Genomic DNA, 26,001 nt, shown 5'->3' with positions numbered 1-26,001 from the left:
TCATACAAGCAGTTCAGTTTATTTAAAAAGCGTTAGATAATGAAATGATCGTCACACTGAACCTTCTTTTTCGATAACTAAAATTCGAGCGGTACCAATCGGGTGTGCAACATGCTCACAACCTACATTGGCATAAAAAATATCACCTGTATTTAGGATCGCTTTTTTAACTTCGTTATTCTCTTTGTAGTGCATTTCTACTGAACCATCCATGACAGCGAAAACTTCTTGCCCATCATTGATGTGCCATTTATAAGGTTTATCAGTCCAATGTAAACGGACAGTTATACCATCAAAATTAGCAATATCTTGAGCTTCCCACGCTTTTGAAGCTGTAAAACTAGCGCTGTTAAATATTTTCATTTTAACCTTTGAACTATTAATGATAGATTAATATAGCTTTACTTCTTTTTGTTTTACAAGGAAATTTTATGAGTAAAAGCGGGAGATATTACACAAAAGATAAAATTAACAAACGTAAGGCCTTGGAGCGAAAAAATAAACACCCTATTCGTTTATTTATCAAAAGTTGGGACTTTTTGGGGAAAACCTGCTTTGGATTTATTATTTTTGGAATGATTATTTATTCGTTAAGTGAAAATGCGACTTCACATCTCTTGTGGATAATCTATGCTTGTGTTTGCCTACCTTTATTTCCTTTTGCTAAAAAATGCAGCGATGATGTTCTTCTTCACTATTTTTCAGAGCATACATTTGAAGAGTTTATTAATGGAGGTGGAGCCAGAGGCTTCGGCGTTTTGTATTTAATGATGATTATTCCATTTATCATTCCTTTAGCAACTGGATACTTTATCTACCAAATTCAAAAGTACAAATATTAAGCAGTGCCAGAATGGTGTCGTATATTCTTTTGTCTGGCACAAGCACAGTTTCGTATTTTTTTAAAAGCCCACCCGTTTTATCGGCGAGTAAGTTTTAGTTATTTCTGGAAATCTAAAGTGTTGCCTTACATGCCTTACGGCATAAAAGAGTCAACTCCGAAGAGATTCTAATTTTGTTATCAAATATATATTAGTAAACAAAATGATGACGGACGATATAAAAATAAACCAACGAAAAAATGATTCACCTTTCATTTCTCTTGCTAAATTAATCCCTACAGCACCAATAATATAAAGAGATAAAATAAATGCTCTTTTTATATAAACTACTCTTCGTGTTATTTTTCCAACAGACATATAATGATTATTTATTTTAATGTAAATAATTACACCGATGAAAAAGGATAAATAATAAACAAAGTATGGGTTCATTCAATAATTCCACCATTCTTATTAACTTTTAATATGTTATTACTATTATCAGGATCTGGACACTCAAAATAAGAATGGTCTATACCATCATTAGTAAAGACAATGTATCGGCGGCAATCATCCGTAAGGATTTGTTTTACATTGATAATTTTTTCTGGTTTAGTTACAACCATAGTAACTTCTCCTGATTGCTTATCTAAAAAGAAGGCATTTTTGATATCATTTCTTATTTTCACGATGCTAATTACATCATTAATCATATCAAATCTTAATAGGATATCTCGGGTTTGTTTATATGCTCGCTCCATATCTTGACGAGCATATTTTTTCAAATATAGCGGTTTTTCTGCTTCTCCAAACTCATTTAGTTTAGGTACAAGCTTTAATTTACCATGCATTGATAACCCAAAGTCCGCCATATCATAAGCTAGGGTTCCTACGGATTCATCAAATCCAAGTCCAGTTGCTGCAGCTTGATACCCCTCCTTTAAAAAACCATTGGCGTTACTATGTCCTTCATGAATACCTACCGTCCCTTCATAAATATTATTTGCACCATGAGAGATTAACATTGCGCCAATAAAACACCCTCCACCCGTCATACATAACGCTCCCCCTGCCCAAATTTGCCCTATGCCCCCTAAAATAGATAGCCCATTGAGAAGCCAATCAATAGATTGCTCTACAATATCTTTTTCGGTTTCTTTTAGCTCAGCAGAGCCTTGTTCATAGCTTTTTTGGCCTGATTCGACTTGTTCAACAATCATTGAGGCAAAGGCTTCAATTTCGCTTCTGAACGCCGCTTTTATATCAGGAAAATACAGGTGTTTTTCACAAATATTATTAGCACAATCAATAAGTTGTTGGGCATCAATACGAATGCGATTATCGGAGACAGGAACAAATGGCATTGTGCTAGATTGCGGGGAATTTGGTTGCGCAAATGTCTGTTCAGGTTGCTGGGTGGGTGAGGTTGCCACTCTCGGGCTAGGTTCATCCTCTGTCATGTAACAATCATTAATGGAGTGTATAAATCGCGCATTACAGGGACAGGAGCTAAAACTCTCTAATGTTCCCGCATGCTTTCGGTCTTCTAACCAGAAGCTATTCACGCCCCAAGAATATAATAGAGGCCAGAATGTTTTCCGCAGGTGACTCTATCTCCTTCTCGAGCGCCTGCCGCGCCATACCACTGCATCGTATTATCACCCGTTAAAATCTGACCGCCACAGGTTGTTTTATCACCGACCCGCAAAAAATACCCAGTTGCCATTTAATCACCTTTGCCATCTTTATTCAATTTTAGGTGGCATAATAATTTAACTTAAATTAAATAAAAATAGCTAAATAGGTTACTGCTTCCTCTAAAAGTTTGAAAAAATAAGCTGATTTTTAGGCTTTATCTGTTACCAAGTGACAAGCGGATAAAATATGATGAGGAAATTGCCCATTTATCCAGTTTTGGTCTTTATACTCGGAGTTCAACTATGACGGTTTCCATTCGTATTGCCAGTGGTTTACTTTTGACATCACTTCTTGTTGCCGCTAATCATGCACTCGCACAAGCAGAAAGTAATTTAAATCAAAGTGTTAAACTAAACCATGCGACAATATTTCTACGCGGGGCGGAGTTGGATAATAATGTGACGCTGTCACTTAAGCAAGGCCAAAATAATGTCGTATTAACCAATATTGCAACAAACATAGATCCACGAACGCTGTCTGTTAGCCTGAAAAACGGTGATGTTATTATTCGCTCAATCAATGTTCAGAAAGTCTCTATACCCCCTGTCTACTCGCCTGAGATAACAACACTGCAAGAACAACAAAAACAGAATAACCAACAAATTGAAAACTTGAATATTACAATTAAAGTTGGTGAAGAACAGTTATCTTTATTGAAAGACCAGCGTTTTTTTGGCGAAAGCAACAGCCAAACCATTGAGCAATCATTACAGAAGTTGAGTTTTATCCGCCAACAAATGACACAAATACTGCAAGAACAGCAGCAAAGCCAAGCTTCAATTGATGCACTTGAAGAAAAAAATGCATTATTACAAGCGCAGATTGATGAAAACCTACCCGCTGTTGTCGATCAGCAAACCCAAGTGGTAATGGTTATTGATGCGAAAAATACAACCACAGCACAAATGCAGCTTTCTTACCTTACCCCTGATGCTGCATGGTCCCCAAGTTATGATTTTCGTAGTCAAGATATTGAATCCCCTATCGTTCTGACCTACAAAGCTAATGTTGTACAAAATACAGGGATTGATTGGCAAGACGTTAATTTAACCTTGTCCTCGGTTAATCCATCTAAAAATATAACACCGTTTAACTTACAACCTTGGCGATTATCAGTTTACGATGATAGTGTGCAATATGAATCCCAAGCCTTAATGCGACCGGCTCCTGCACCCATCGCAATGGCAGAAACCAGTATGCGTGCAAAAAAACAGCGTGATAGCTCAGGCATTGCCGATTTTGTCACGGCATCAAACAATGGCATTAATTTAAACTACGATATTTCATTACCCTATAGTCTAAAAAGCAGTACGAAACCTAACTCGTTAACCATCAAACAATCGGATGTAACAGGGAAATACCAATACACAGCGACACCCAAATTGGCTGAAGATGTCTTCTTACAAGCCAATATCGATAATTGGCAGGCGCTGAATTTACTCAATGGTAATGTCAACATTTATTATGGAAATACCTATATTGGTAATTTCCAAATTGATACCAATCAACTAAGCGATACCCTATTCATTCCTTTTGGCATCGATAAAAACATTCAGATTTCTCGTGAAAGTAACGAAAAAATGAAGAAAAAACCAAGTTTTATTGGTTCGACCATCGAACAAAAAGAAGGCTATTTAATTAAAGCCAAAAACATGCATTCGAAACCAATTAACCTGACGATTATTGACCAATTACCAGTTAGCCAAGACAGTGAAATCAAGGTATCTGAAATAGATAATAAACAGGCGGTAGTGAATAAAACAACAGGAGAATTAACTTGGAAAGTCGCTATAGAGCCCAACCAACAGATTGAAATTCCGTTTAATTATACGTTGAGTTACCCAAAAGATAAGCATATTTTGGGCCTTGAATAGTAACTTTTGTAGTTCCCTTTCGAAGGCGTTAGAATAAATTTACGCAATACAACTATAACAACTCAGAGGTTTCCATGATTATATTAGTGACAGGTGCATCATCAGGCTTTGGTGAGTCTATCGCGCGTAAATTTATTCAGCAAGGTCATACTGTTATTGGCACTGGGCGCAGAACAGCACGCTTAGTCGCACTGCAACAAGAGCTAGGCGATAACTTTCACCCACTGACATTAGACGTTCAAGATAGAAAAGCGATTCAAGCCGCTGTTGCTAATTTACCCTCGTCTTTGAAAAATATTGATGTTCTCGTTAATAATGCGGGACTGGCATTGGGTTTGGAACCCGCTTTTGATGCAAATCCTGATGATTGGGAAGTCATGATTGATACCAACACCAAAGGATTGGTCAATATGACTTATGAAGTACTGCAAGGTATGGTGGCAAAAGACCATGGTCATATCATTAACATTGGCTCGACAGCGGCAAGTTGGCCGTATAAAGGTGGGAATGTGTACGGTGCCACTAAAGCCTTTGTTAAACAATTTTCGTTAGGTTTACGCGCTGATTTACAAGGCAAAAAAATCAGAGTTACTGATATTGAGCCTGGCTTAGTTGGCGGGACTGAATTCTCTAATGTGCGTTTTAAAGGTGATGGCGATAAAGCATCAAATACCTATAAAGGTGCTGAAGCACTAACCCCAGAAGATATTGCTGAAACCGTCTTTTGGGTGGCAACACTTCCAGCGCATATGAACGTTAATACGCTTGAGTTAATGCCAGTTTGCCAAACATTTGCTGGGTTAACCGTTCATAAACAACTTTAATTTTCGTACTATTCTCTACAGACGAAACAGTTTATTTTTGGCTATACTCAGTTTATAGACCCTGTTTAGTAAGGAATTTACATGAGTACACAGAATATTTTGAAGAAAAGCGTCGCAGCAGTTTGTGTTTGTCTGCCATTATTTTGGGCGGCAGCTGCACCCGCTGCTCAGGGGAATACCACAACCTCATGTACCGCAGGCAGCACTTGTGTTTCTGTTGGTAAAGGTGATGACTCTTTAAATAAAGAGCAAGCCCGACAAGAAAAAGAGCAATGGGATAACACCCGTATGCTGCGTAATAAGGTCAATACACGTACTGAAAGAGAGTTCGATAAGATTGATGCCGCATTTGATGCAAAAGACAAATGTGAAAAAAGCTTAAATCTTAATGCTTATTGGGAACCGAGTACGAAACGTTGTTTAGATGTGGGTACTGGCCGCCCAATTAACCCATAAGTTTTGAATTGTACTTGATGGAATCATTTACCCAAGGAGGAACGATGCAAAAGAAATTATTAATTCCATTATTCTTAGCGATGTTAGTGCCGGCTTTTGCTCAAGCGTCATGTGAAAGCGTGATAGAGGAAATTAAACAGAAAATTATCAATAACGGTGTACCTGCCGATAATTTCAGTTTAGTTGCTGTTCCTAATGATGAAGTTGACCCTGCCAAAGGGCAAGTTGTCGGTCACTGCCAAAATGATTCATACAAAATTATTTATACTCGTCACTAGAGTTTAATAAATAACAAAATAAAGGGCGACTCAGTCGCCCTTTCAATTCTTATTTTTCAATCGATTATGCAGGTACAGTAATAAATTCCTGTAATTTTTCGATATGTAAATAATGCCCTAAATCGCGCTCTTCTGGTCGTAATAAATACGGAATTTCACCAATCAATGGTGCCTTGATATGGTGCTGTAAACGGTCAATAATTTGCGCGTAATGTGCAAGACCAGGATTAATTCGGTTAGCCATCCAACCAATTAATGGTAAACCATCCGCCCTAATTGCATCCGCAGTTAACAGAGCATGATTGACACAACCATGTTGAATTCCGACAACTAAGATGACACCAACCGACTGCCCTTTAAGCCAGTCTGCATAAAAGGTATTATCATCAAGCAAATAACGCCAACCGCCATTTCCTTCGATGACCACCATATCACACTGATTATGCAAGTGTTCTAAACCTTGTTTTATCTTACTAAAATCTATGCTGTTCTCATGACTGTAGTTATCCGTAATACGAACAGGATTAACTTCATCATAAGAAACAAGGTCTTTAGACACGCTATGGATCAGTAAAGCATCTTTATTCCTGACTCCTTCAGGGGTATCAATGCATTGATCGGCAATAGGTTTGTATCCTACTGCTTTAATTCCTTGCCCATTGAGTGCTTGCAAGATTGCAAGCGTCGATACTGTCTTCCCGACATCTGTATCTGTCCCGGTAATAAATAGATTGATCATGGTCTTTTTCTATCCTGAAGTGACAGACTCGCACAGCAATAAGCTGCAAAAATGATATGGATTCAGTTTATGGGAATGGGAAAGTGATAAGTTTGCGTTAGCTCAATTTTGTGGTCGATAGTCAAAAGTTTATCGAATTGTTTTAACCTTGTAGCAATTGTAGTAATAGTGAACCATCATACAAAGCACGCTGAATTAATGTAGATTCACTCTCTACTATGGAAAAATTAGATTTTTCTATCGATAAATTAGCACTATACAGAGGAGATGCATTTTGTTGTATGTAATGATGTAACTGTTCAAATAATACCGTTGATGCGACATTTAAAGGTGAATTAATAAGGATTAATTCTGTACCAAGTAAATTCATCATAAGTGCCAATGGTTTTGCGAGTTGTTTTGCGACATCTTCCATTAGATAAACACAAAGGTCATCGCCCAATATTGCGCCAGCGCAAATTTTATCAATTGAAATTTCACTTTGGTGTAAAACCGTATTCGGGTATTCACAACATAAATCGTTGGCTTTTTGTACGATTGCAGGAATGGAAACTTGCCTTTCTAAGCAGCCTTTACCACCACAGTAACAAGCAGTTTGATGAAGTTCATTGGATTGGCTGTGTCCAAAAAGAAGCGGTTTTTGTGTGCTAGCATCTAAGGTTGATCCTTGGTTGAGGACAGTCACATTAACAACATCATGGAGTTGTAGGTAAATAATGTTTTTTACCTGCCGCTTGGCGGAGAACGCGAAATGATCCATCAGTGCCAATGCATCAACCGTTGGGTGCAAATAAACGGGTAACCCTGTTTGCTTCGTGAGGTGTTCAGAAATGGGCAGTGCTTTGATATCAAACCCCGCTAATTGGTGGATGGTGCCTTGGTATGGGTCTAAAATCCCTTCAGCTAAAATACTGATGGCGGTAAGCCGTTCAATCAAGGGTTGATGGTCGGCAAAAAACTGGCTAATTAGCTCAAGTAACGCGTGAATAAAAGCATCGCTACCTTTTACATCAAATGTGTATTCATTCTGAGCGAGTGTTATTCCATTGATTTCCTTCAACGAAACCGTAATTTTACGTGGCTCAATAACCATTGAAAGAAACTGCCATCCTTCACTTTCAATCACCAAACCTACGGCAGGACGCCCGCGTAAACCTAATACTGGGAACTCTAATTCTTTGATTAAATGAGCATCCATGAGCTCACGCGTGATTTTTGTAATACTTGCAGGGGCTAATGAGGCTTGCTTAGATAAGGCAATACGCGAAATTGGACCATGTTGATCAATAATTCGATACACGATACCCGTGTTTAATTGTTTGATTTGGTCAATGTGACCCGTTTGATTCAGCATGGCTATTGTCAAATCCTTTATAAAGCAATCAGTTATTATGCCTTATTATGTATAGTAATGATTTCATATACATATTAATTGTGATGGCTGTCTCAATTATTTACCCACAATATTAGAAATCAAAAGATGAGTGAGTTTTTTGGCCACCGCGGGTAAAGTTCTACGGGTATTATAAACTAACCACACTTCGGATGATGCCTCAATATTAGTGAGTTTTACATACCTTACACCATCAACTTTCATTCTGGTGAATGATTCTGTAATAATGGATATCCCCATTCCTGCGGAGACGAGCCCAAGTATTGTCATCGCTTCACCCGCCTCTTGGGATATTTTTGGAACGATACCCGCAGATGTCAATAAGCGGTTAATTTCATCATAAAGCGCAGTACCCACTTCTCGTTCAAAAAAGATTAACGGATAATTTGCAAGCTGTTGAATATCAATGCCCTGTTTCTCATATTCGAGCAATGGATGGCCTTCATAAACAGCGACCATAAATGGCTCTTTAAATAACAATTGGTAGTCAAGTTGCTCCGGTAAAACCGTATTTCTCATAATCCCCATATCAATACGCCCCGTAACGAGCGGTGCAATTTGTTGTTTTGTATTCATTTGGTGCATGTGAATCGAGACTTCGGGATAGGTTTCACGATATTGGCGTAAGCTCATCGTAACTCTATGCATAAACGGCGTGGTCGAGGTAAAACCAATAGAAAGCTCTCCTAATTCCCCCTTCTCCATTCTTGCCGCTTTAGTTGATGCCGCATCCACTTGAGAAAGTATTTGGTAGGCCTCTTTCAAAAACATGGTACCCGCTGGCGTTAGAGCCACATTTCGGTTATTCCGTTCTAATAATTTTGCATGAACTTTCTCTTCAAGTGATTGTATTTGTTGGCTTAAAGGGGGCTGTGAAATATGCAATCGCTCAGCGGCACGGCCAAAGTGCAGCTCCTCTGCGACCGCAATAAAATAACGTAAATGCCTAAGTTCTATACTCATTGCTAATTGATATCTTTAAAGTATTATTTTACATAATTAATATATTAGACAAAAAATTGAGAAATTTCTATGATTTGATCGAAATCAATCGAGTTGGTATGAAAAGGAATACACATGGAACACTCATCAAATAGCCTGGCGACTGAGCAAGCGAATGACAAGGAAAGAACGGTTCCTACCGTACATACCTCACCTAAAAAGCATTATATTCAAAGAGATGATGCATTATATTTGCGTGTGACTCTTTCCTTTTTTACCGTTGGGTTTGCAACATTTGCATTGCTCTATTTTGTCCAGCCCATTCTACCGTTGTTATCCGCTGATTTTAATGTCTCCCCCGCAACGGCCAGTTTGGCACTATCATTAAGTACAGGTTTAATGGCCTTAGGCTTATTAATAACAGGGCCAATATCTGATGCGATTGGCCGCAAAAATGTGATGGTAATAGCCTTAACATGCGCGGCATTATTTACGTTATTGAGCTCAGTGATGCAAAGTTGGCAAGGTATTTTGATTGCTAGAGCCTTAGTCGGCTTGTCGTTAAGTGGTGTTGCCGCCGTTGCGATGACCTATTTGAGTGAAGAAATCCACCCGAGTTATGTGGCTCTTTCCATGGGGCTTTATATCAGTGGTAACTCAATTGGAGGTATGAGTGGCCGTTTAATGACGGGGGTTGTTGCGGATTATTTTTCATGGCGTGTCGCCGTGGTGATTTTAGGGACTTTAGCTTTAATCGCGGCAATTGGTTTCTGGCGTTTATTACCGCCCTCACAACATTTTCGTGCTAGCTCGTTAAAACCGAAAAACTTATGGGTGAATCTACACCTTCATTTTAGGGATAAAGGCTTACCTTGGTTATTTGTTGAGGGGTTCGTGCTCATGGGCGGGTTCGTCACAATGTATAACTATATTGGTTACCGTTTATTAGAAGCCCCTTATAATTTCTCACAATCTACCGTTGGCTTTTTGTCTGTTATCTACTTAACGGGGACATACAGCGCGACAAAAACAGGTAGCTTAACCCAAAAATATGGCTTAGGTAATATATTGATTGCTGCTATTGCTATGATGTTATTAGGTATCTTAGTCACACTGCATTCGAATGTATGGATTGTTTTATTGGGTATGACCTTATTAACAACTGGTTTTTTTGCTGCTCACTCTGTTGCAAGTAGCTGGGTTGGGCGTCGTGCTAAACGGGCTCGCGGGCAGGCATCATCACTGTACTTATTTAGTTATTATGCAGGTTCGAGTATTGCGGGAACGGTCGGTGGGCTATTTTGGGCTAATTATGGTTGGAACGGCGTCGCTTTATTTATCGCAGGGATATTATTGGTAGGTGTTATCATTGCATACCGATTGAAATCAGGCTGTTATGACCATTAGCTTAGACACTGATAAAGGTTGAAATTTTCTCCCCCTCGTTATTACCGGATGATATGAACTCTTTTAATAACGAGGAAATCAAATGAAACAGTTGTTACTTGCCCCTATTCTTTTCTGTTGTAGCTTTCTAGTTTGGTCACATGGGTATGTCGAATTTCCAGAAAGTCGAGCGTATTATTGCCAAAAGGGCCAAAATACTAATTGCGGCCCTGTTCAATATGAACCCCAATCCCTTGAAGCCCCTAAAGGCTTTCCTCAGGGAGGGCCTGCTGATGGTAAGCTAGCAAGTGCTGGAATTGCCCGTTTTGGCCAATTGGATGAACAATCTGCAAATCGTTGGAAACGTTCTAAATTAGAATATGTCCAGATTGATTTTAGATGGAAAATAACAGCAAAACACAAAACCACAAAATGGGAGTATTTTATTACAAAGAGAGGTTGGAACCCAAATGCCCCCCTAACGCGTAGCCAGTTTGAATCAACACCTTTTTGTAAAGTTGACCAAATAGGCCCAGTGAATGATCAGGAAAGTCATAGTTGTAGCTTACCCCCTTTAAATCATGGGCAACATATTGTTTTAGCAGTTTGGACAATAGCAGATACGCCAAATGCATTCTATCAAGTGATTGATTTAAATATAATTTACACACCTGTTGGTTAGAAGTCATGTTAGAATAAGGGGAATAGTTCCTCCCCTTCCTTTTTAGCCATTTCCATTTGTTTTATCTGGATGCTGATGTTATTCTAATTTAAACATATAGGATGTTGTAACTAATATGAACAAAAAACAGATATTAATCGAATCATTTAACTTATTAGAATTACAGATTAAGCAGCTTTCACGCTTACTCTCCGAACAAAAACACTATATTGCTCATGTGTTTACCTTACCGGGTACGGCCAAAGGTGATGAAAATAATGAAATAAGCGAAATTATTGTTGATAAAGTTTCTGGCACAAAAGCCATTGAAGAAACAATCACCCTACTCAATTTGTTATTTATTCACCACAAGTCAGATGAGTTAAGCAATAAAACAGCAATTCGCTTACCTGGCGTTGTGTGCATCCAAACAAATAGTCAAGGCTACCAACAGTTTCATCAGTTAATTACCGAAATTAATCAATTAAAAAGTACAGTTAAAAATATTGTAACCCAAGTTGAAGAAACTCAGCGCTTTGATTTTATTCGCGAAAGTTTGCATGGCCTACTCACGCTTAATACTTATCGCACGCTTACTGATTTAGTTGATATAGACACTTTGGGCTTTGGCTGGGCGAATAAAAAGGTGATCAATAAAATCACCAGAGAGGCATTGCTCGATAAATTACAATACAGTTTAGAAAGTGGCCGTTGCCCTGCTCATCTAACGCGAGAGCATTGGCAATTGCAGTTAAAAACAGAAATACAATTGATTGCGTCCCTTCCACATGATGCCGTTTTAAAAACACAGCGTCCTGTAAAAGTTCAACCAATTGCTCGTGTTTGGGATAAGGCACAACAAAAACAGACTCAATTTGCCTGTGCAACACCATTATTGGTCTTTGCTGTAGAAAAAACATTGGCGGAAATTAAAATTGGAGAGTTGCCTGACTACCATGCAGATAATATCGCTTTGCGTAATCGCCCCCGAGCAAAACCTGTTGAGTTATTGCTCCCTCGACTAAATCTTTATATTGAGCGATAAAAAACACCCGCTAACTTACGCCAACGGGTGTCATAAATTTAATCTTAACGTTTAAATTAAGATTTCATACTGCCAACCATGTCCTCTGGACGAACCCAGTCATTAAACTGTTCTTCCGTTAAATAGTTCAGCTTTAATGCAGACTCTTTAAGTGTTAGGCCTTCTTTATGCGCTTTTTTCGCAATTTCAGCAGCTTTATCATAACCAATGTGCGTATTTAATGCGGTCACTAGCATTAATGATTCATGCAGTAATTTTTCAATACGCTCACGGTTTGGCTCGATACCTACCGCACAGTGTTCGTTAAAGCTGCGCATACCATCTGCTAATAAACGAACCGATTGCAGGAAGTTATCAATTAACATTGGACGAAAAACGTTTAATTCAAAGTTACCCGAAGCACCACCGATGTTTACAGCTACATCGTTACCCATAACTTGTGCACACAGCATGGTTAATGCTTCACATTGTGTTGGGTTAACTTTACCTGGCATGATTGAACTACCTGGTTCGTTTTCTGGAATTGAAATTTCACCAATACCACAACGAGGGCCCGATGCTAACCATCTAACATCATTAGCGATTTTCATTAATGATGCTGCTAAACCTTTTAATGCGCCATGAGCATGGACTAAGCTATCGCACGTTGCTAGTGCTTCGAATTTATTCGGCGCTGTGATGAATGGCTGCCCTGTTAATTCTGCGATTTTTTTCGCGACACGAACAGCATATTCAGGGTGAGTATTCAGGCCCGTACCTACTGCGGTCCCTCCTAATGCTAATTCACAAACATGAGGAACCGCGTTCTCAATGTGCTTTTCGCTATGGGCTAACATCGCCGCCCAGCCAGAAATTTCTTGGCCTAAAGTCAGCGGTGTTGCATCTTGTAAGTGGGTACGGCCAATTTTAACAATGTCTTTGAATTCTTTTGCTTTTGCATCTAGAGTTTTATGCAAAATTTTCAGTTCTGGGAGCAGATGTTCACGAATTGCTACAACAGCAGCTACGTGCATCGCAGTTGGGAAGACATCATTTGAACTTTGGCTTTTGTTAACATCATCATTTGGGTGAATTAGACGGTCATTACCTCTTTGTCCACCTAAAATTTCACTTCCACGATTTGCTAACACTTCATTCATGTTCATGTTACTTTGTGTACCAGAACCCGTTTGCCAAATCGCTAACGGAAATTCTGTTGGGTGTTTACCCGCTAAGACTTCGTCAGCAGCTGCAAGAATTGCATCGCCACGTTCTTTTACGAGTAACCCTAAATCCATATTCACACTTGCTGCCGCTTTTTTTGTAATCGCAAGTGCGTGGATAAGCGCGACTGGCATTTTTTCTACAGATATACGGAAATGTTCTAAAGAACGCTGCGTTTGCGCGCCCCACAATTGGTCAGCAGGTACTTCGATAGGCCCCATTGAGTCTTTTTCAATGCGAGTGGCTGCCATTACTATCTCCTTAGGTACATACACAGAATAATTGATTTTAGAATCATCTGCTTGCAGGTAAGCAAATAACCGAGCAGTATAATGCCACAAATTGAATTTCATTTATGAGACTTGGTCGAGCTTATTGTGCCCTGATGTTAAGGAAATGAGTTGATTTTTACAAAAAAGAGAATTTTGCTATGCTTAAAATGATAAACAAAGTCCAAAATTATGATTGGGGAAGCAAAAGCGCCCTAACACAGCTGTACGGAATCGCAAATCCAGAGAATTTGCCAATGGCTGAGCTTTGGATGGGAGCTCACCCTAAAGCAAGCTCCGACGTTATCGATAGCCAAAATAATCAAATTACGCCGCTAAATACATTAATTGATAGTAACCCTGAGCTGTATTTAGGAAAAAAGGTTGCGCAGACTTACCACCGCTTGCCTTATCTTTTCAAAGTGCTTTGTGCGGCTCAGCCTCTGTCCGTTCAAGTTCATCCCAATAAAAAGTATGCTGAGGTTGGCTTTGCAAAAGAGAATGCAGCGGGTATACCACTCGATTCGCCGATTCGTAACTACAAAGACGATAATCATAAACCTGAGCTAATCTATGCATTAACACCATTTAAAGCCATGAATGCATTCCGTCCTTTGGATGAGATTGCAACTTTACTTGATTTTGTTTCTGCTGCTCACCCTGATATTCAGTTATTTGTTCAGTCGCCAACTGAAGAACGTCTTTCTCGATTGTTTGCACAAATTCTGAATTTAACAGGCGCACAAAAAGAGTTAGCGCTTGGGGTACTAAAAGCAGCTTTAAATAGCCGCCAGGGGGAGCCTTGGGCTTCAATTAAGCAAATGGTTAGCTTATACCCCGAAGATAATGGGTTATTTACCCCTCTCCTGTTGAATGTAGTTGAATTGCAACCTGGCGAGGCAATGTTTTTATATGCGCGAACACCGCATGCGTACTTAGAAGGCGTCGGTTTAGAAGTGATGGCCAACTCAGATAATGTGTTACGTGCAGGCCTAACAAACAAGCATATTGATATACCTGAGTTAATTGCCAATATCGATTTCAAACCCACGGCCGCACAGGATTTGTTAAATATCCCCGAAAAATCTGGAAATATCTGGAAATATCATATTCCAGTAGAAGATTTTTCATTTAATATATATTCTATTAACTACTCGGGGGTTACCCTAACTAACGATACAGCCTCAATTTTATTCTGTATTGATGGTGAGTTAGTTTTAAACTCAGGCAATAAAGAAATTATCATTGATTCTGGTGAGTCTGTTTTTCTGCCTGCGTATGAGGAAAGTGTTTCCATTAAAGGTAATGGTAAACTAGCCCGAGTATTTAATATTTAGTGTCATATTCTGTATTAACCGTCCTTCTTACGCAGCATTAGGACGATTATATAAAACTTATACAAATTTATAAGTGCGTTAGAAACGTACTGAAAGGATGGATGTTTATAATGAAAAAGTCATTAGTCGCGGTTGGTGTTATCGTTGCTCTGGGTGCAGTGTGGACCGGTGCATCATGGTATACAGGTTCTAAAGTTAAAGATGAACTTGATCGAGTCATCCTGAAAACCAACGATTTTTTTGCTGTAAATGTACCTGAGTCAGGTGTGAACTTTAAATTAGAAAACTACAAAAAAGGTGTTTTCTCTTCACAAGCAGATATCGTAATTACGTCAGCAGACTCTGCAACACCTGATGAGTCAATCGTATTTAAAGCGAATATCGACCATGGTCCATTCCCTATTTCACAGGTTGCTAAGTTTAATTTAATGCCTAAATTAGCAGCGACCCAAGTTGAATTAGCGAACAATGCGACAACTAAAGAATTATTTGAAGCAACCAAAGGTAAACCATTTATTCATGGTAATGCCGTTATTGGTTACAGCAAGAGCATTGATACTAATTTAGAGTTAATCCCTGTTGAATACACAAAAGATGACGCAACAGTTTCTTTCAGTGGCTCTAAGTTTGATGTTTCCACAACCGCTGACCTTGCGGCAGTTGATGCTTCTTTAGTTACTGACAGTTTAGTTATCGGTAAAAAAGATAAAACCGAATCCATGACATTAAAAGGCTTAAAATTAGTCTCTAATGTGACCAAATCTCAATACGGTTTCTATACAGGTAAACAAGAGTTTGTTATTGCGGATACTGACTTTAACATCCCTGATACTAAATTCTCATTCAAAGATTTCAAAATCTCAAGTGATACCTCTATTACTGGTGAAGATGTTAAAGGGAATATCTCTTACAGCATCGCTGACTTAAAAGCATTAGAGCAAAACTTAGGTTCAGGCGCATTAACGGTTGCGATTGAAAAATTAGATGCAAAAGCATTAGGTAAATTTGTTGAGCAATACAACGAAGCATTAGCGCAAGGCTTAGCAAGTGGCGATCCGACGGAAGCGACTGAGCGTTTAGCGATGGAAATGATGTCTACAACATTACCTGAGCTGATGAAAAGCAAGCCTGTTTTCTCTGTTAGCCCGTTCTACTGGAAAAACGAAGCTGGCCAAAGTTCTGTTGACTTAAACATCACATTTAACAAATGGAACCAAGACGAAATCACTGCGTTAGCCATGTCTAACAAAGTTGATGAAGCAATCAAACAACTGATTTCTTCTTTTGATTTCAACCTGAAACTGAACAAACCTATGTTGATTGAATCCATGACTCAAACCATGATCATCGACCAAGGTGTACCTGTTGATGCTGATACAAAGAAAGAAATGAAAGGTATGGTCACGTCTGAGTTTGAAGGCGTTCAGCAAATGTTAACCTCTGACATGTTCTCTTCCCCATTCGAAGAAATGTTCATGACTGACGAAGAACGTGCTGAAAAAGCAAAACAGAAAAAATCACCTTGGATGATTGATAGCGAAAATGATTTAACTATGACTATCAAGTTTGCAGGTAATGACCTGACATTCAATAACGATAAATACACCTTAGCTGAATTCCTGACTAAGATGAAAGTGATGTCTAACCCAGAAGATGATACTTTAGAGTATGAAGCTGAACCGGCACCTGGCGCTGAAGTAGCACCAGAGATGGAAGCACCGGAATTAGCACCTGCTCCGCAAGAAGCGCCAGCCAACTAATTTCTGTTATCTGAAAAGATTAAAAGCGCCAGTCAATTTGATTGGCGTTTTTTTATCCCACAGAAAATAACGTGATACATATCACGATTTTAATGTAATAAATAAACGCGTTTCACATTTTTCGTGATTTAAAATTGCTTTTGCCGTTATAACCGCCAAAATAAGGGAAGAAAATAGATAAAGGAACATTCCGTGATAAAAACAAATCTCCCTTTAACCGATTTACATCGCCACCTTGATGGTAATATCCGTCCAGAAACTATTCTTTCCTTAGCGAAAGAACACAACATTCAGCTGCCTGCCACTGAACTTGAAGCGTTGCGCCCTCACGTACAAATTATAGGCCAAGAAGCCGACTTAGTCGGTTTCTTAGCAAAATTAGATTGGGGTGTTGCTGTTCTCGCTGATTTAGATGCCTGTCGCCGCGTTGCACTTGAAAACGTCGAAGATGCCTTCAATGCAGGTATCGATTATGCAGAATTACGTTTTTCACCTTATTACATGGCCATGAAGTACCAGTTGCCAGTTGAAGGTGTAGTGGAAGCGATTATTGATGGTGTGCAAGCTGGTTGTCGCCAGTATGATATTAAAATTAATCTCATTGGTATCTTGAGCCGTACATTTGGGCAAAAAGCCTGTACTACTGAGTTGCAAGGCTTACTTGCACATCGCAATCAGTTATGTGCTTTAGACCTTGCGGGTGATGAGTTAGGTTTCCCTGGTGAGTTATTTGAAGACCACTTTATCAAGGCTCGTGATACAGGTTTAAACATTACTGTGCATGCGGGTGAAGCCGCTGGTGCAGCCAGTATTTGGCATGCCATCAAAGAATTAGGCGCACAACGTATTGGTCATGGTGTAAAAGCCATTGAAGACCCTGCTCTGATTGAATATTTAGTGCAACACCAAATTGGCATGGAAAGCTGTTTAACGTCGAATATCCAAACGAGCACAGTGCCTTCATTAGCACAACATCCCCTCAAAACCTTTTTACAACACGGTGTATTAGCATCGATTAATACTGATGACCCAGCCGTTCAAGGTATTGAGTTGCGCCATGAATATGAAGTTGCAGCTCCGCAAGCTGGTTTAAGTGCTGCCCAGATAGAACAAGCTCAACGCAACGGCCTAACAATGGCGTTTTTATCTGACAGTGAGAAAGCGGCTTTAAGCCAAAAAGCAGCAAACCGTTAATCAATGATTCATTAAGGGCATCATTCGGTGCCCACTCTTCGTATATGCCCTATCCCTGATTTTTCCTAGGTGACTATAATCCCTATTTTGATGTTAAGGGTTTAGAACTAATTAATAATTGAATGTTGTAACTAATATGGGTGTAATAAACATTCTCACCGTGTTCGCCATGACTCGCTATGCTTCTCTGGCTAACGATTGAAATAAATTATCTACAATGAAATCAATAAATACACGTACTTTCGGTGATAAAAAGCGACTTGAAGGCCACACAATGTGAAAAACCATTGGGTCAGTTAAATAATCATCTAAAACAGTGATTAATTTACCACTGTTTATCTGCTCATACAGCACCATTTCAGGTAAACAAGCCAGTCCAAATCCTTGCTCTACAAAACTAATTAATGGGTCTAGCGAATTTGCAACCATATTCATAGGAAGCACATTATCATAAGGAAAATCAGTCAACTGGAAAGGCCAGCTATCCAATTTCCCGTTATGTGGAAATCTGTAACGTAAACATTTGTGTTGCAATAATTCTTCAGGATGAACAGGTAGCGAAATGCCATTAAAGTAATGCGGTGCCCCCACAATAACTCTACGACTTTCTCCAATTCTCCTTGCGGTTAAGCCTGAACTCTTAGGATTTCCTGTTCTAATTACGGCATCAAAGTCCCCTTTGATGATATCAACAAGATTGTCAGAATAATCAATATCCAGATTGATCATTGGATATTGGCGAGCGAATTCACCTAAAACGGACATGAATTTTGTACCAACTGAAGGAAGGCTAATACGAAGTCGCCCTTTCGGTATGGATTTTAACTCGACAAGTTCCATTTCAGCAGATTCAATTTCATTGAGTATCTGTCGGCAGCGGCGTAAAAAAACAACACCTTCAGTGGTTAACATTAATGTACGCGTTGAACGATGAAACAAACGGACACCAAGTCGTTGTTCAAAACGTGAAATCGACTTGCTAACCGCAGAGGCGGATATTCCAAGATGTTTCCCTGCTTGAGTAAAGCTACCTGCATTGTTAACGACAACAAAGATATTCAAAGCGCTTAAATTATCCATTTATCACCTAATTAATGACATTAAAGTCATAAGTATTATGCATTCCAGCGTATTTTTCTTTTAGTCATAAAATGGCACTCTTCATCCTTAAATAAATACATTTCAAGGTGATTGTGTGAGAGAAAACAATAAGCTACAAATTGGTGGGCTATTGGCTCTAGCATCAGCAGCATTTATTACATTACTGACAGAGATTGTACCTGCTGGGTTGTTATCGAAGATTGCATTAAGTTTAGAGACGAATGAAAGCATTGTAGGGCAATTTATTACCACTTATGCATTGGGGGCTATGATAGCTGCAATTCCTATCACCCTACTTACCCATAAACTGCGTAGACGTCCTCTATTGTTATTTGCTGTTACTGGGTTTGCGGCGGTAAATTTAGTGACTGCGTTCTCGCATAATGTAACGCTGTCACTTATTGCGCGTTTTATTGCAGGTATGCTCGGCGGGTTAATTTGGTCTTTGCTTGCAGGGTATGCTGTCAGAATGTCCCCACCACACTTAAGTGGAAAGGCTATCGCTATATCAGGTTCAGGGGCAACTTTGGCTCTTGTACTGGGAGTACCTCTGGGTTCGTTCATTAGCAATTTTATCACTTGGCAAGGGACTTTTATATTGATCAGTTTGCTTTGTATTATCCTAACCTTTTGGATTATACATAAAGTACCTGATTTCCCTGGACAAAAAGAAAGCACAGCATTAAGCACAATGAGTGCATTAGCCAATAAAAATATTCTTTCTCTGCTATTTATTGTTTTCACATTAATTGTCGCACATAACCTGTTATATATTTATATCGAACCTTTTCTAAGCATTTCAGGATTAGCCCCTCAAGTTGACCAAGTTTTGTTTGTTTTTGGCATCGGTTCGTTGTTGAGTTTATGGTTTACTGGAATGCTTGTTGATAAAAAACCTGTCTTTATGCTGATATTAAGTATTCTATTTTTTACCTTTGCATCATATTTGATGAGATATTATGCAAATAATTCACTAGGAATTTATAACTCCGTCGTTATTTGGGGAATAGGCATTGGCGGTTTCGCAGCAATAACACAAATGATTTTAGCGCGTTTATCTGGAAAAAATGTCGACTTAGCGCAAGCTGTTTACACCACAAGCTGGAATTGTGCCATTTCAGTCGGTGGGATTAGCGGAGGGATACTACTGGAACATGGTGATATCTACACATTTCCGTTAATTGCCTTGGGAATTTTAGCCGTATCTTTGTTTAGTGCAGTTAACCTTTACTTTCGTTTAAAAGAGGAGCGTGAATAAAACCTCGCGCTCATTTAAGCTATCAGATCTTAAGTTATCATCTATAAGCCTTTAACCTCAAGGCTTATAGAGTGTCATTATCTGTCTCGTGAAAACGGCAACCTGAACAAGGACGTTGCCCATGACATCTGATCATTTCTTTACTTAGATAAACGTTTAGCATAACGCTGTGCTAATACCGCGCTTACCATTAATTGGACTTGGTGGAATATCATCAACGGCAGCAAAATTACCCCTACCGTTGCCGCTGGAAATAGCACATTAGCCATCGGAACACCGTTCGCCAAACTCTTTTTCGACCCACAGAAAACAATTGTAATCTCATCTTCTTTGCTAAAGCCAAACAAACGCGCTGCTAACGTATTCACCACTATGACAACAAATAAAATAATACATGTCACGACAACAATCATCAGCAACGAGTATGCATCAATTTTCTGCCAAATCCCCTCTACCACAGCTTCGCTAAATGCCACATAGACGACAAGTAATATGGAAGATCGGTCAGTCATATTCACTAACTTACGATGGCGATTAATCCAATTAGCAATTAATGGACGTGATAAATGCCCTACAACGAAAGGCAGCATTAACTGCATGAGAATAGAGCCAATAGCATTGAGTGTATCCATCGCTTGGCTGCCGTCTGCATCCATCAAAAGACCAACCAAGATAGGTGAAAGGAAGACCCCCAAAATACTTGATGCGGAAGCACTACAAATCGCCGCGGCGATATTACCACCTGCAACAGAAGTGAATGCGATAGCGGATTGAACAGTTGCGGGTAATGCGCACAAGTAAAGGAAACCCATATAAACCGTTGGCGACATCCATGCAGGTACAATAACCGCTAAACCGAGACCAATAATGGGGAATAAAATAAAGGTACTTGCAAATACCAGTAGATGTAAGCGCCAGTGCCCTATCCCTGCCATGATTGATTCGCGTGATAACTTGGCACCATGCATAAAAAACAGTAAGGCTATCGCCGCAGTTGTGAGGTATTGGAAGCCCGTTTTAATATCACCTTCACAAGGAAATAGGCTTGCCACAACCACAACGCAAATCATGATCAGTAAAAAAGGGTCAATTCTCAGTTTTGCAAGTAAGTTCATGTGTTTATCCATTACAAAAGCCAGCGTTTTTAGTTGGCCTTAAAATCGGTTTTAGCCTTAAAAGATAGCTGTAATAATTCATTTTTCAATGGAAAAAATCTCAGCATCCCTGAACCCATAAAAGTGACAGCGTCACATACCTTTCGCAATGTAACAACGTCAATTTAGTATGTTCTCAAGAAAAGCACATTTTCAGTGTAAAACAGCCATTTTTTATGAAGATCCTCACTAGATCCCTATCGATCATCGGTAAATCTTCGTCATGGCTTAGTTTTTCATCGCTGTAGATATAAATAAACATCGAAAAGTAGCATTAGAAGGAATGAGTTGGCAAATAAATCTATGATAGAATTGTGAAATCTATTGCGATTGGCTAAAAATGGATAATTATTTATGAGTTCAGTTTATGACGCTAACCGCCTAACGGGTTGGCTTTTGGTTCCTGCAATCTACTTACTGCTAACCTTCTTAGCTGTTTGTAGCATGACGGTAATGTATTGCATCAAGCTGTATGAAATCATTACCACAGTCGATGGTTGGACAAGTTTTATTCCTGCCGCGTGGTATTTGTCATTTGCCATCTCGATTGGTATGACAATCTTTAGTGTTCATGTGCTTCAGCTAATGTTTTCTCGCTCAAAGCACTTCCCTCGCCGCTTCACGATTTGGCTGCTTATCTTATTGTTATTAGGCCTGAAAACATTTGCCTTTTCACCGATTGATGACAACACAGCTTTGCAGGTCCTTGCTTGGCCTCTATTGGGCGCAGGTTTTTTTGTTCCTTATTTAAAGCGTTCTCAACGAGTTAAAATGACTTTCACACAAGATCGATAAGCATCACAAAAATTGCTTGATATCATAATGGCAGTTTAACTGGCTTCGGCCAGTTTTTGTTCTTTATATTTTCATTTCAGGCAATAGCATGACTGATTATCTATTACTCTTTATTGGTACGGTGCTGGTTAACAACTTCGTCCTTGTTAAATTTCTTGGGTTATGCCCATTTATGGGTGTATCAAAAAAATTAGAACCTGCCATTGGCATGGGGCTTGCAACTGCGTTTGTTATGACGCTGGCTTCCATAAGCTCATGGTTAATTGATACGTTAATCCTTGTTCCTCTTGACCTTCTCTATTTGCGCACACTGAGCTTTATCCTTGCGATTGCTGTCGTGGTGCAATTTACAGAAATGGTTGTGCGAAAAACAAGCCCTACCTTATACCGGTTATTAGGTATTTTCTTACCCTTGATCACAACAAACTGCGCGGTATTAGGTGTCGCACTGTTAAACATCAATATGTCCCATAGCTTCTTGCAATCTGCGGTGTATGGGTTTGGTGCTTCTGTGGGCTTCTCTCTTGTTATGGTCCTGTTTGCCGCTATCCGTGAGCGACTTGCTGTTGCCAACGTCCCTGCCCCATTCCGTGGTTCTTCCATTGGCCTGATCACTGCTGGGCTGATGTCACTCGCCTTCATGGGCTTTAGTGGTTTGGTGAAATTCTAATGATGTCTGTCTGGATTGCCATCGGTATATTGGCCGTATTTGGCTTAATTTTTGGTCTAATTTTAGGCTATGCTTCATTACGTTTTAAAGTGGAAGCCGACCCTATTGTCGAGCAAGTTGAAGCCATTTTACCTCAAAGCCAATGTGGTCAATGTAGCTACCCTGGTTGCCGCCCTTACGCGGAAGCGGTAGCGAACAATGGTGAAATGATCAACAAGTGTGCCCCTGGTGGCGAGCAAGTTATGCTAAAAATAGCAGAATTGCTGAATGTCGACCCGCAGCCTATTGATGGTGATGAAGCAGCACAGAACCCTGTGCGTAAAGTCGCCATTATCGATGAAGAAAATTGTATCGGCTGCACAAAATGCATCCAAGCCTGCCCTGTTGACGCCATTGTTGGTGCCACACGCGCCATGCATACCGTAATTGAAGATTTATGTACAGGGTGCGATTTGTGTGTCGCGCCCTGCCCAACTGACTGTATTGAACTTGTGCCCGTGAAAACAACGACTGCAAATTGGAAGTGGGACTTAAATACCATTCCGGTGAAGAATATTTCGGTTGACCCTATTGAGCAACCTGTGATGCCAGCAAGGGAGAATTCCCATGCGTAAATTATTCAACTGGTTGAAAAAAGACAATATCTGGGATTTTGACGGGGGTATTCACCCGCCTGAAATGAAGCTGCAATCTAGCCGTACCCCTATGCGTATTGCAACCGTACCTAATGAGCTGATTATCCCGTTGCAACAGCATTTAGGCCCTGAAGGCGAGCTTATTGTGCAAGTGGGTGATACCGTGCTTAAAGGCCAGCCGTTAACACGCGGCCTTGGCCGTACGGTACCTGTTCACGCTTCAACCTCAGGAACGATTACCGCAATTGAACCAATGGTGACAGCACACCCTTCAGGCTTAAAAGAATTATGTGTACGCATTAAATCTGATGGCCAAGATGCTTGGTGCCCATTAACACCAGTTCCAAATTACCAACAGTTAACCAAACCAGAATTGCTGCATAAAATTGAGCAAGCTGGGATTGCGGGTTTAGGTGGTGCGGGCTTCCCGACGGCATCTAAATTAGCCGGCGGTAAAGATGCAATTAAAACATTAATTATCAATGCCGCTGAATGTGAGCCTTATATCACCGCTGATGATAGGTTAATGCAAGAGCATGCCCATGAGGTGATTGAAGGCTGCCGTGTCTTACAGCATTTGTTGAACCCAGACCAAGTCTTGATTGGTATTGAAGATAATAAACCAGAAGCTATCCAAGCTCTAAATAAGGCCATTACAAGGCAAGACGCCAAAATTTTTGTTCGCGTGATCCCCACGAAATACCCTTCAGGGGGTGCTAAACAGCTAACGAAAATTTTAACGGGTAAAGAAGTGCCATCTGGCGCTCGTTCATCCCAAATTGGGGTATTGATGCAAAACGTGGGGACAGTTGTCGCCATTAAACGGGCCGTGATTGATGGTCAGCCATTAATTGAGCGTGTTGTGACAGTGACGGGTGAAGCCATTTCCCAACCGGGTAATTTCTGGGCGCGTTTAGGTACGCCAGTGAAACACTTACTGCAACAGTCGGGATTTAACCCTGAACCGGAACAAATGGTGATCATGGGTGGCCCATTGATGGGCTTTACCCTACCCGACCTCAATGTCCCCGTAGTCAAAATTTGTAATTGCCTTTTAGTGCCAACAATGGAAGAAATGGGGCCAAAAGCCCTTGAAGAGGCCTGTATCCGTTGTGGGTTATGTGTTGATGCCTGCCCTGCGGCTTTATTACCCCAGCAATTATACTGGTTCAGCAAAGGTGATGAGCATGAAAAAGCGCAAAAACATAATTTGTTCGATTGCATTGAGTGTGGTGCTTGCGCCTATGTTTGCCCAAGTAATATTCCGCTAGTCCAGTACTATCGCCAAGAAAAAGCAGAAATTCGTGAAATCGCACAAGAAGAGCGCCGTGCGGCAGAAGCGAAGTTACGCTTTGAAGCCAAACAACAACGAATGGAACGTGACAAACTTGCCCGCGAAGAACGCCATAAGAAAGCAGCGGTTCAAGTTGAAAGTGCAGATAAAGACGCTGTAAATGCGGCATTAGCACGAGTCAAAGCAAAACAAACAGCCAGCCAAGAGCCAATCAAAATTGTTTCTGGCGAATTACCAGATAACAGTGCAGTTATTGCCGCTCGTGAAGCGCGAAAAGCACAAGCTCGAGCCAAACAGGCTGAAAAACTGGCTGATGAGCAAGTTAATGCTCCAGTTAGTGAACCTAATGATGACCCACGCAAAGCGGCTGTTGCGGCGGCAATTGCCCGTGCGAAAGCCAAAAAGGCCACGCAGGAGCAAACTGCGCCTGCGGTTGAAGCTCCAATCGAAACCGAAGTTGACCCGCGCAAAGCGGCTGTAGCGGCAGCAATTGCCCGTGCGAAAGCCAAAAAAGCCGCACAGGAGCAAACTGCGCCTGCGGTTGAAGCTCCAATCGAAACCGAAGTTGACCCGCGCAAAGCGGCTGTAGCTGCTGCAATTGCCCGTGCGAAAGCTAAAAAAGCCGCGCAGCAGCAAACTGCGCCTGCGGTTGAAACTCCAATCGAAACCGAAGTTGACCCGCGCAAAGCCGCTGTTGCGGCGGCAATTGCCCGTGCGAAAGCTAAAAAAGCGGCGCAGGAGCAAACTGCGCCTGTGGTTGAAGCTCCAATCGAAACCGAAGTTGACCCGCGCAAAGCGGCTGTAGCTGCTGCAATTGCCCGTGCGAAAGCTAAAAAAGCGGCGCAGGCGCAAACTGAGCCTGCGGTTGAAACTCCAATCGAAACCGATGTCGACCCGCGCAAAGCGGCTGTAGCTGCTGCCATTGCCCGTGCAAAAGCCAAAAAAGCCGCACAGGAGCAAACTGCGCCTGCGGTTGAAGCTCCAGTCGAAACCGAAGTTGACCCACACAAAGCGGCTGTTGCGGCGGCAATTGCCCGTGCGAAAGCCAAAAAAGCGGCGCAGGCGCAAGCGGCAGTTGATGAATTATCGCCTGCAGCTGAGCAACCTATTGAGGAAGAGACCGACCCTCGCAAAATTGCGGTTGCAGCTGCGATTGCTCGCGTCAAAGCGAAACAAGCTGAAAAGCACAATGAACAAACGATAACAGAGTAAGT

25 protein-coding genes are annotated in these 26,001 nt (G+C 40.6%); 16 read left to right on the top strand and 9 right to left on the bottom strand.

Annotated elements, in window-relative coordinates:
- Positions 1–51: 51 nt before the first annotated feature.
- Positions 52–363: a cupin gene (locus ABWP91_RS01160; protein WP_353241626.1), complete on the bottom strand. Its 312-nt coding sequence runs from the start codon at positions 361–363 to the stop codon at positions 52–54.
- A 68-nt stretch (positions 364–431) separates the two neighbouring features.
- On the opposite strand from ABWP91_RS01160, the gene ABWP91_RS01155 reads away from it, so the two are divergent.
- Positions 432–842, top strand: coding sequence for a hypothetical protein (locus ABWP91_RS01155; RefSeq protein WP_353241625.1), 411 nt, complete (start codon positions 432–434; stop codon positions 840–842).
- Positions 843–1,270: 428 nt separating this feature from the next.
- Here ABWP91_RS01155 and ABWP91_RS01150 read toward each other — a convergent pair whose 3' ends face one another.
- Together ABWP91_RS01150 and ABWP91_RS01145 are read right to left on the bottom strand one after the other, a co-directional pair.
- Positions 1,271–2,281, bottom strand: coding sequence for a DUF4225 domain-containing protein (locus tag ABWP91_RS01150; protein WP_353241624.1), 1,011 nt, complete (start codon positions 2,279–2,281; stop codon positions 1,271–1,273).
- A gap of 101 nt (positions 2,282–2,382) precedes the next feature.
- Positions 2,383–2,547 (bottom strand): PAAR domain-containing protein, encoded by a 165-nt coding sequence (locus ABWP91_RS01145; RefSeq protein ID WP_353241623.1) that lies wholly within the window; start codon positions 2,545–2,547, stop codon positions 2,383–2,385.
- A gap of 214 nt (positions 2,548–2,761) precedes the next feature.
- Between ABWP91_RS01145 and ABWP91_RS01140 the strand changes: the two genes are divergently transcribed.
- The 4 genes from ABWP91_RS01140 to ABWP91_RS01125 all read left to right on the top strand — a co-directional run bounded on the left by ABWP91_RS01140 (position 2,762) and on the right by ABWP91_RS01125 (position 5,951).
- Entirely contained in the window at positions 2,762–4,393 is a 1,632-nt protein-coding gene (locus ABWP91_RS01140) for a DUF4139 domain-containing protein (RefSeq protein WP_353241622.1), read from the top strand.
- Between the two features lie 74 nt (positions 4,394–4,467).
- Entirely contained in the window at positions 4,468–5,217 is a 750-nt protein-coding gene (gene ydfG, locus ABWP91_RS01135; protein ID WP_353241621.1) for a bifunctional NADP-dependent 3-hydroxy acid dehydrogenase/3-hydroxypropionate dehydrogenase YdfG, read from the top strand.
- Positions 5,218–5,298: 81 nt separating this feature from the next.
- Positions 5,299–5,673 carry a DUF1283 family protein gene (locus tag ABWP91_RS01130; protein ID WP_353241620.1) on the top strand — a complete coding sequence of 125 codons (375 nt, stop codon included), beginning with the start codon at positions 5,299–5,301 and terminating at the stop codon, positions 5,671–5,673.
- Positions 5,674–5,717: 44 nt separating this feature from the next.
- Positions 5,718–5,951, top strand: a complete 234-nt coding sequence (locus tag ABWP91_RS01125) for a DUF1161 domain-containing protein (RefSeq protein WP_219247856.1) — start codon at positions 5,718–5,720, stop codon at positions 5,949–5,951.
- Between the two features lie 64 nt (positions 5,952–6,015).
- Here the strand turns inward: ABWP91_RS01125 and bioD are convergent, their stop codons facing one another.
- From bioD to ABWP91_RS01110, 3 genes are all read right to left on the bottom strand, one after another.
- Positions 6,016–6,690 (bottom strand): dethiobiotin synthase, encoded by a 675-nt coding sequence (bioD, locus tag ABWP91_RS01120; protein WP_353241619.1) that lies wholly within the window; start codon positions 6,688–6,690, stop codon positions 6,016–6,018.
- Positions 6,691–6,832: 142 nt separating this feature from the next.
- Positions 6,833–8,044 carry an ROK family protein gene (locus ABWP91_RS01115; RefSeq protein ID WP_353241618.1) on the bottom strand — a complete coding sequence of 404 codons (1,212 nt, stop codon included), beginning with the start codon at positions 8,042–8,044 and terminating at the stop codon, positions 6,833–6,835.
- 96 nt (positions 8,045–8,140) lie between these two features.
- A complete protein-coding gene (locus tag ABWP91_RS01110; protein ID WP_353241617.1) occupies positions 8,141–9,046 on the bottom strand; it encodes a LysR family transcriptional regulator in 906 nt (301 codons plus the stop codon).
- Positions 9,047–9,160: 114 nt separating this feature from the next.
- Between ABWP91_RS01110 and ABWP91_RS01105 the strand changes: the two genes are divergently transcribed.
- The 3 genes from ABWP91_RS01105 to tus all read left to right on the top strand — a co-directional run bounded on the left by ABWP91_RS01105 (position 9,161) and on the right by tus (position 12,117).
- Entirely contained in the window at positions 9,161–10,432 is a 1,272-nt protein-coding gene (locus tag ABWP91_RS01105; RefSeq protein ID WP_353241616.1) for an MFS transporter, read from the top strand.
- Positions 10,433–10,514: 82 nt separating this feature from the next.
- The gene (locus ABWP91_RS01100; protein WP_219247847.1) at positions 10,515–11,093 is read left to right on the top strand and encodes a lytic polysaccharide monooxygenase; all 579 of its coding nucleotides are present in this window, start codon (positions 10,515–10,517) and stop codon (positions 11,091–11,093) included.
- Positions 11,094–11,208: 115 nt separating this feature from the next.
- Positions 11,209–12,117: a DNA replication terminus site-binding protein gene (tus, locus tag ABWP91_RS01095; RefSeq protein ID WP_353241615.1), complete on the top strand. Its 909-nt coding sequence runs from the start codon at positions 11,209–11,211 to the stop codon at positions 12,115–12,117.
- A gap of 56 nt (positions 12,118–12,173) precedes the next feature.
- Here tus and fumC read toward each other — a convergent pair whose 3' ends face one another.
- Positions 12,174–13,571, bottom strand: coding sequence for a class II fumarate hydratase (gene fumC, locus ABWP91_RS01090; RefSeq protein ID WP_219247843.1), 1,398 nt, complete (start codon positions 13,569–13,571; stop codon positions 12,174–12,176).
- Positions 13,572–13,750: 179 nt separating this feature from the next.
- Here fumC and manA point away from each other — a divergent pair, with 179 nt between their 5' ends.
- The 3 genes from manA (at position 13,751) to add (ending at position 17,880) form a co-directional block, all read left to right on the top strand.
- Positions 13,751–14,926, top strand: a complete 1,176-nt coding sequence (manA, locus tag ABWP91_RS01085) for a mannose-6-phosphate isomerase (protein WP_353241614.1) — start codon at positions 13,751–13,753, stop codon at positions 14,924–14,926.
- Between the two features lie 110 nt (positions 14,927–15,036).
- The gene (locus tag ABWP91_RS01080) at positions 15,037–16,686 is read left to right on the top strand and encodes a YdgA family protein (protein ID WP_353241613.1); all 1,650 of its coding nucleotides are present in this window, start codon (positions 15,037–15,039) and stop codon (positions 16,684–16,686) included.
- Positions 16,687–16,878: 192 nt separating this feature from the next.
- A complete protein-coding gene (add, locus tag ABWP91_RS01075) occupies positions 16,879–17,880 on the top strand; it encodes an adenosine deaminase (RefSeq protein ID WP_353241612.1) in 1,002 nt (333 codons plus the stop codon).
- Between the two features lie 177 nt (positions 17,881–18,057).
- Here add and ABWP91_RS01070 read toward each other — a convergent pair whose 3' ends face one another.
- Positions 18,058–18,960 (bottom strand): LysR family transcriptional regulator, encoded by a 903-nt coding sequence (locus ABWP91_RS01070; RefSeq protein WP_353241611.1) that lies wholly within the window; start codon positions 18,958–18,960, stop codon positions 18,058–18,060.
- 115 nt (positions 18,961–19,075) lie between these two features.
- On the opposite strand from ABWP91_RS01070, the gene ABWP91_RS01065 reads away from it, so the two are divergent.
- Complete coding sequence (locus tag ABWP91_RS01065; RefSeq protein WP_353241610.1) at positions 19,076–20,239, top strand: MFS transporter; 1,164 nt, start codon at positions 19,076–19,078, stop codon at positions 20,237–20,239.
- A gap of 140 nt (positions 20,240–20,379) precedes the next feature.
- On the opposite strand, the gene ABWP91_RS01060 is transcribed toward ABWP91_RS01065, so the two are convergent.
- Positions 20,380–21,354: a bile acid:sodium symporter family protein gene (locus ABWP91_RS01060; protein ID WP_353241609.1), complete on the bottom strand. Its 975-nt coding sequence runs from the start codon at positions 21,352–21,354 to the stop codon at positions 20,380–20,382.
- Positions 21,355–21,747: 393 nt separating this feature from the next.
- On the opposite strand from ABWP91_RS01060, the gene ABWP91_RS01055 reads away from it, so the two are divergent.
- From ABWP91_RS01055 to rsxC, 4 genes are all read left to right on the top strand, one after another.
- Complete coding sequence (locus ABWP91_RS01055; RefSeq protein WP_353241608.1) at positions 21,748–22,188, top strand: DUF2569 domain-containing protein; 441 nt, start codon at positions 21,748–21,750, stop codon at positions 22,186–22,188.
- 88 nt (positions 22,189–22,276) lie between these two features.
- Positions 22,277–22,858: an electron transport complex subunit RsxA gene (rsxA, locus tag ABWP91_RS01050; protein ID WP_219247833.1), complete on the top strand. Its 582-nt coding sequence runs from the start codon at positions 22,277–22,279 to the stop codon at positions 22,856–22,858.
- Positions 22,858–23,472: an electron transport complex subunit RsxB gene (rsxB, locus tag ABWP91_RS01045; protein ID WP_273804840.1), complete on the top strand. Its 615-nt coding sequence runs from the start codon at positions 22,858–22,860 to the stop codon at positions 23,470–23,472. Before rsxA ends, rsxB begins: the two co-directional genes overlap by 1 nt.
- Positions 23,465–25,999, top strand: coding sequence for an electron transport complex subunit RsxC (gene rsxC, locus ABWP91_RS01040; RefSeq protein ID WP_353241607.1), 2,535 nt, complete (start codon positions 23,465–23,467; stop codon positions 25,997–25,999). Before rsxB ends, rsxC begins: the two co-directional genes overlap by 8 nt.
- Positions 26,000–26,001: the final 2 nt, after the last annotated feature.

Source organism: Providencia sp. (genome assembly GCF_040396775.1).
Lineage (GTDB): Bacteria > Pseudomonadota > Gammaproteobacteria > Enterobacterales > Enterobacteriaceae > Providencia.
This window is presented reverse-complemented; position numbering and strand designations above follow the sequence as displayed.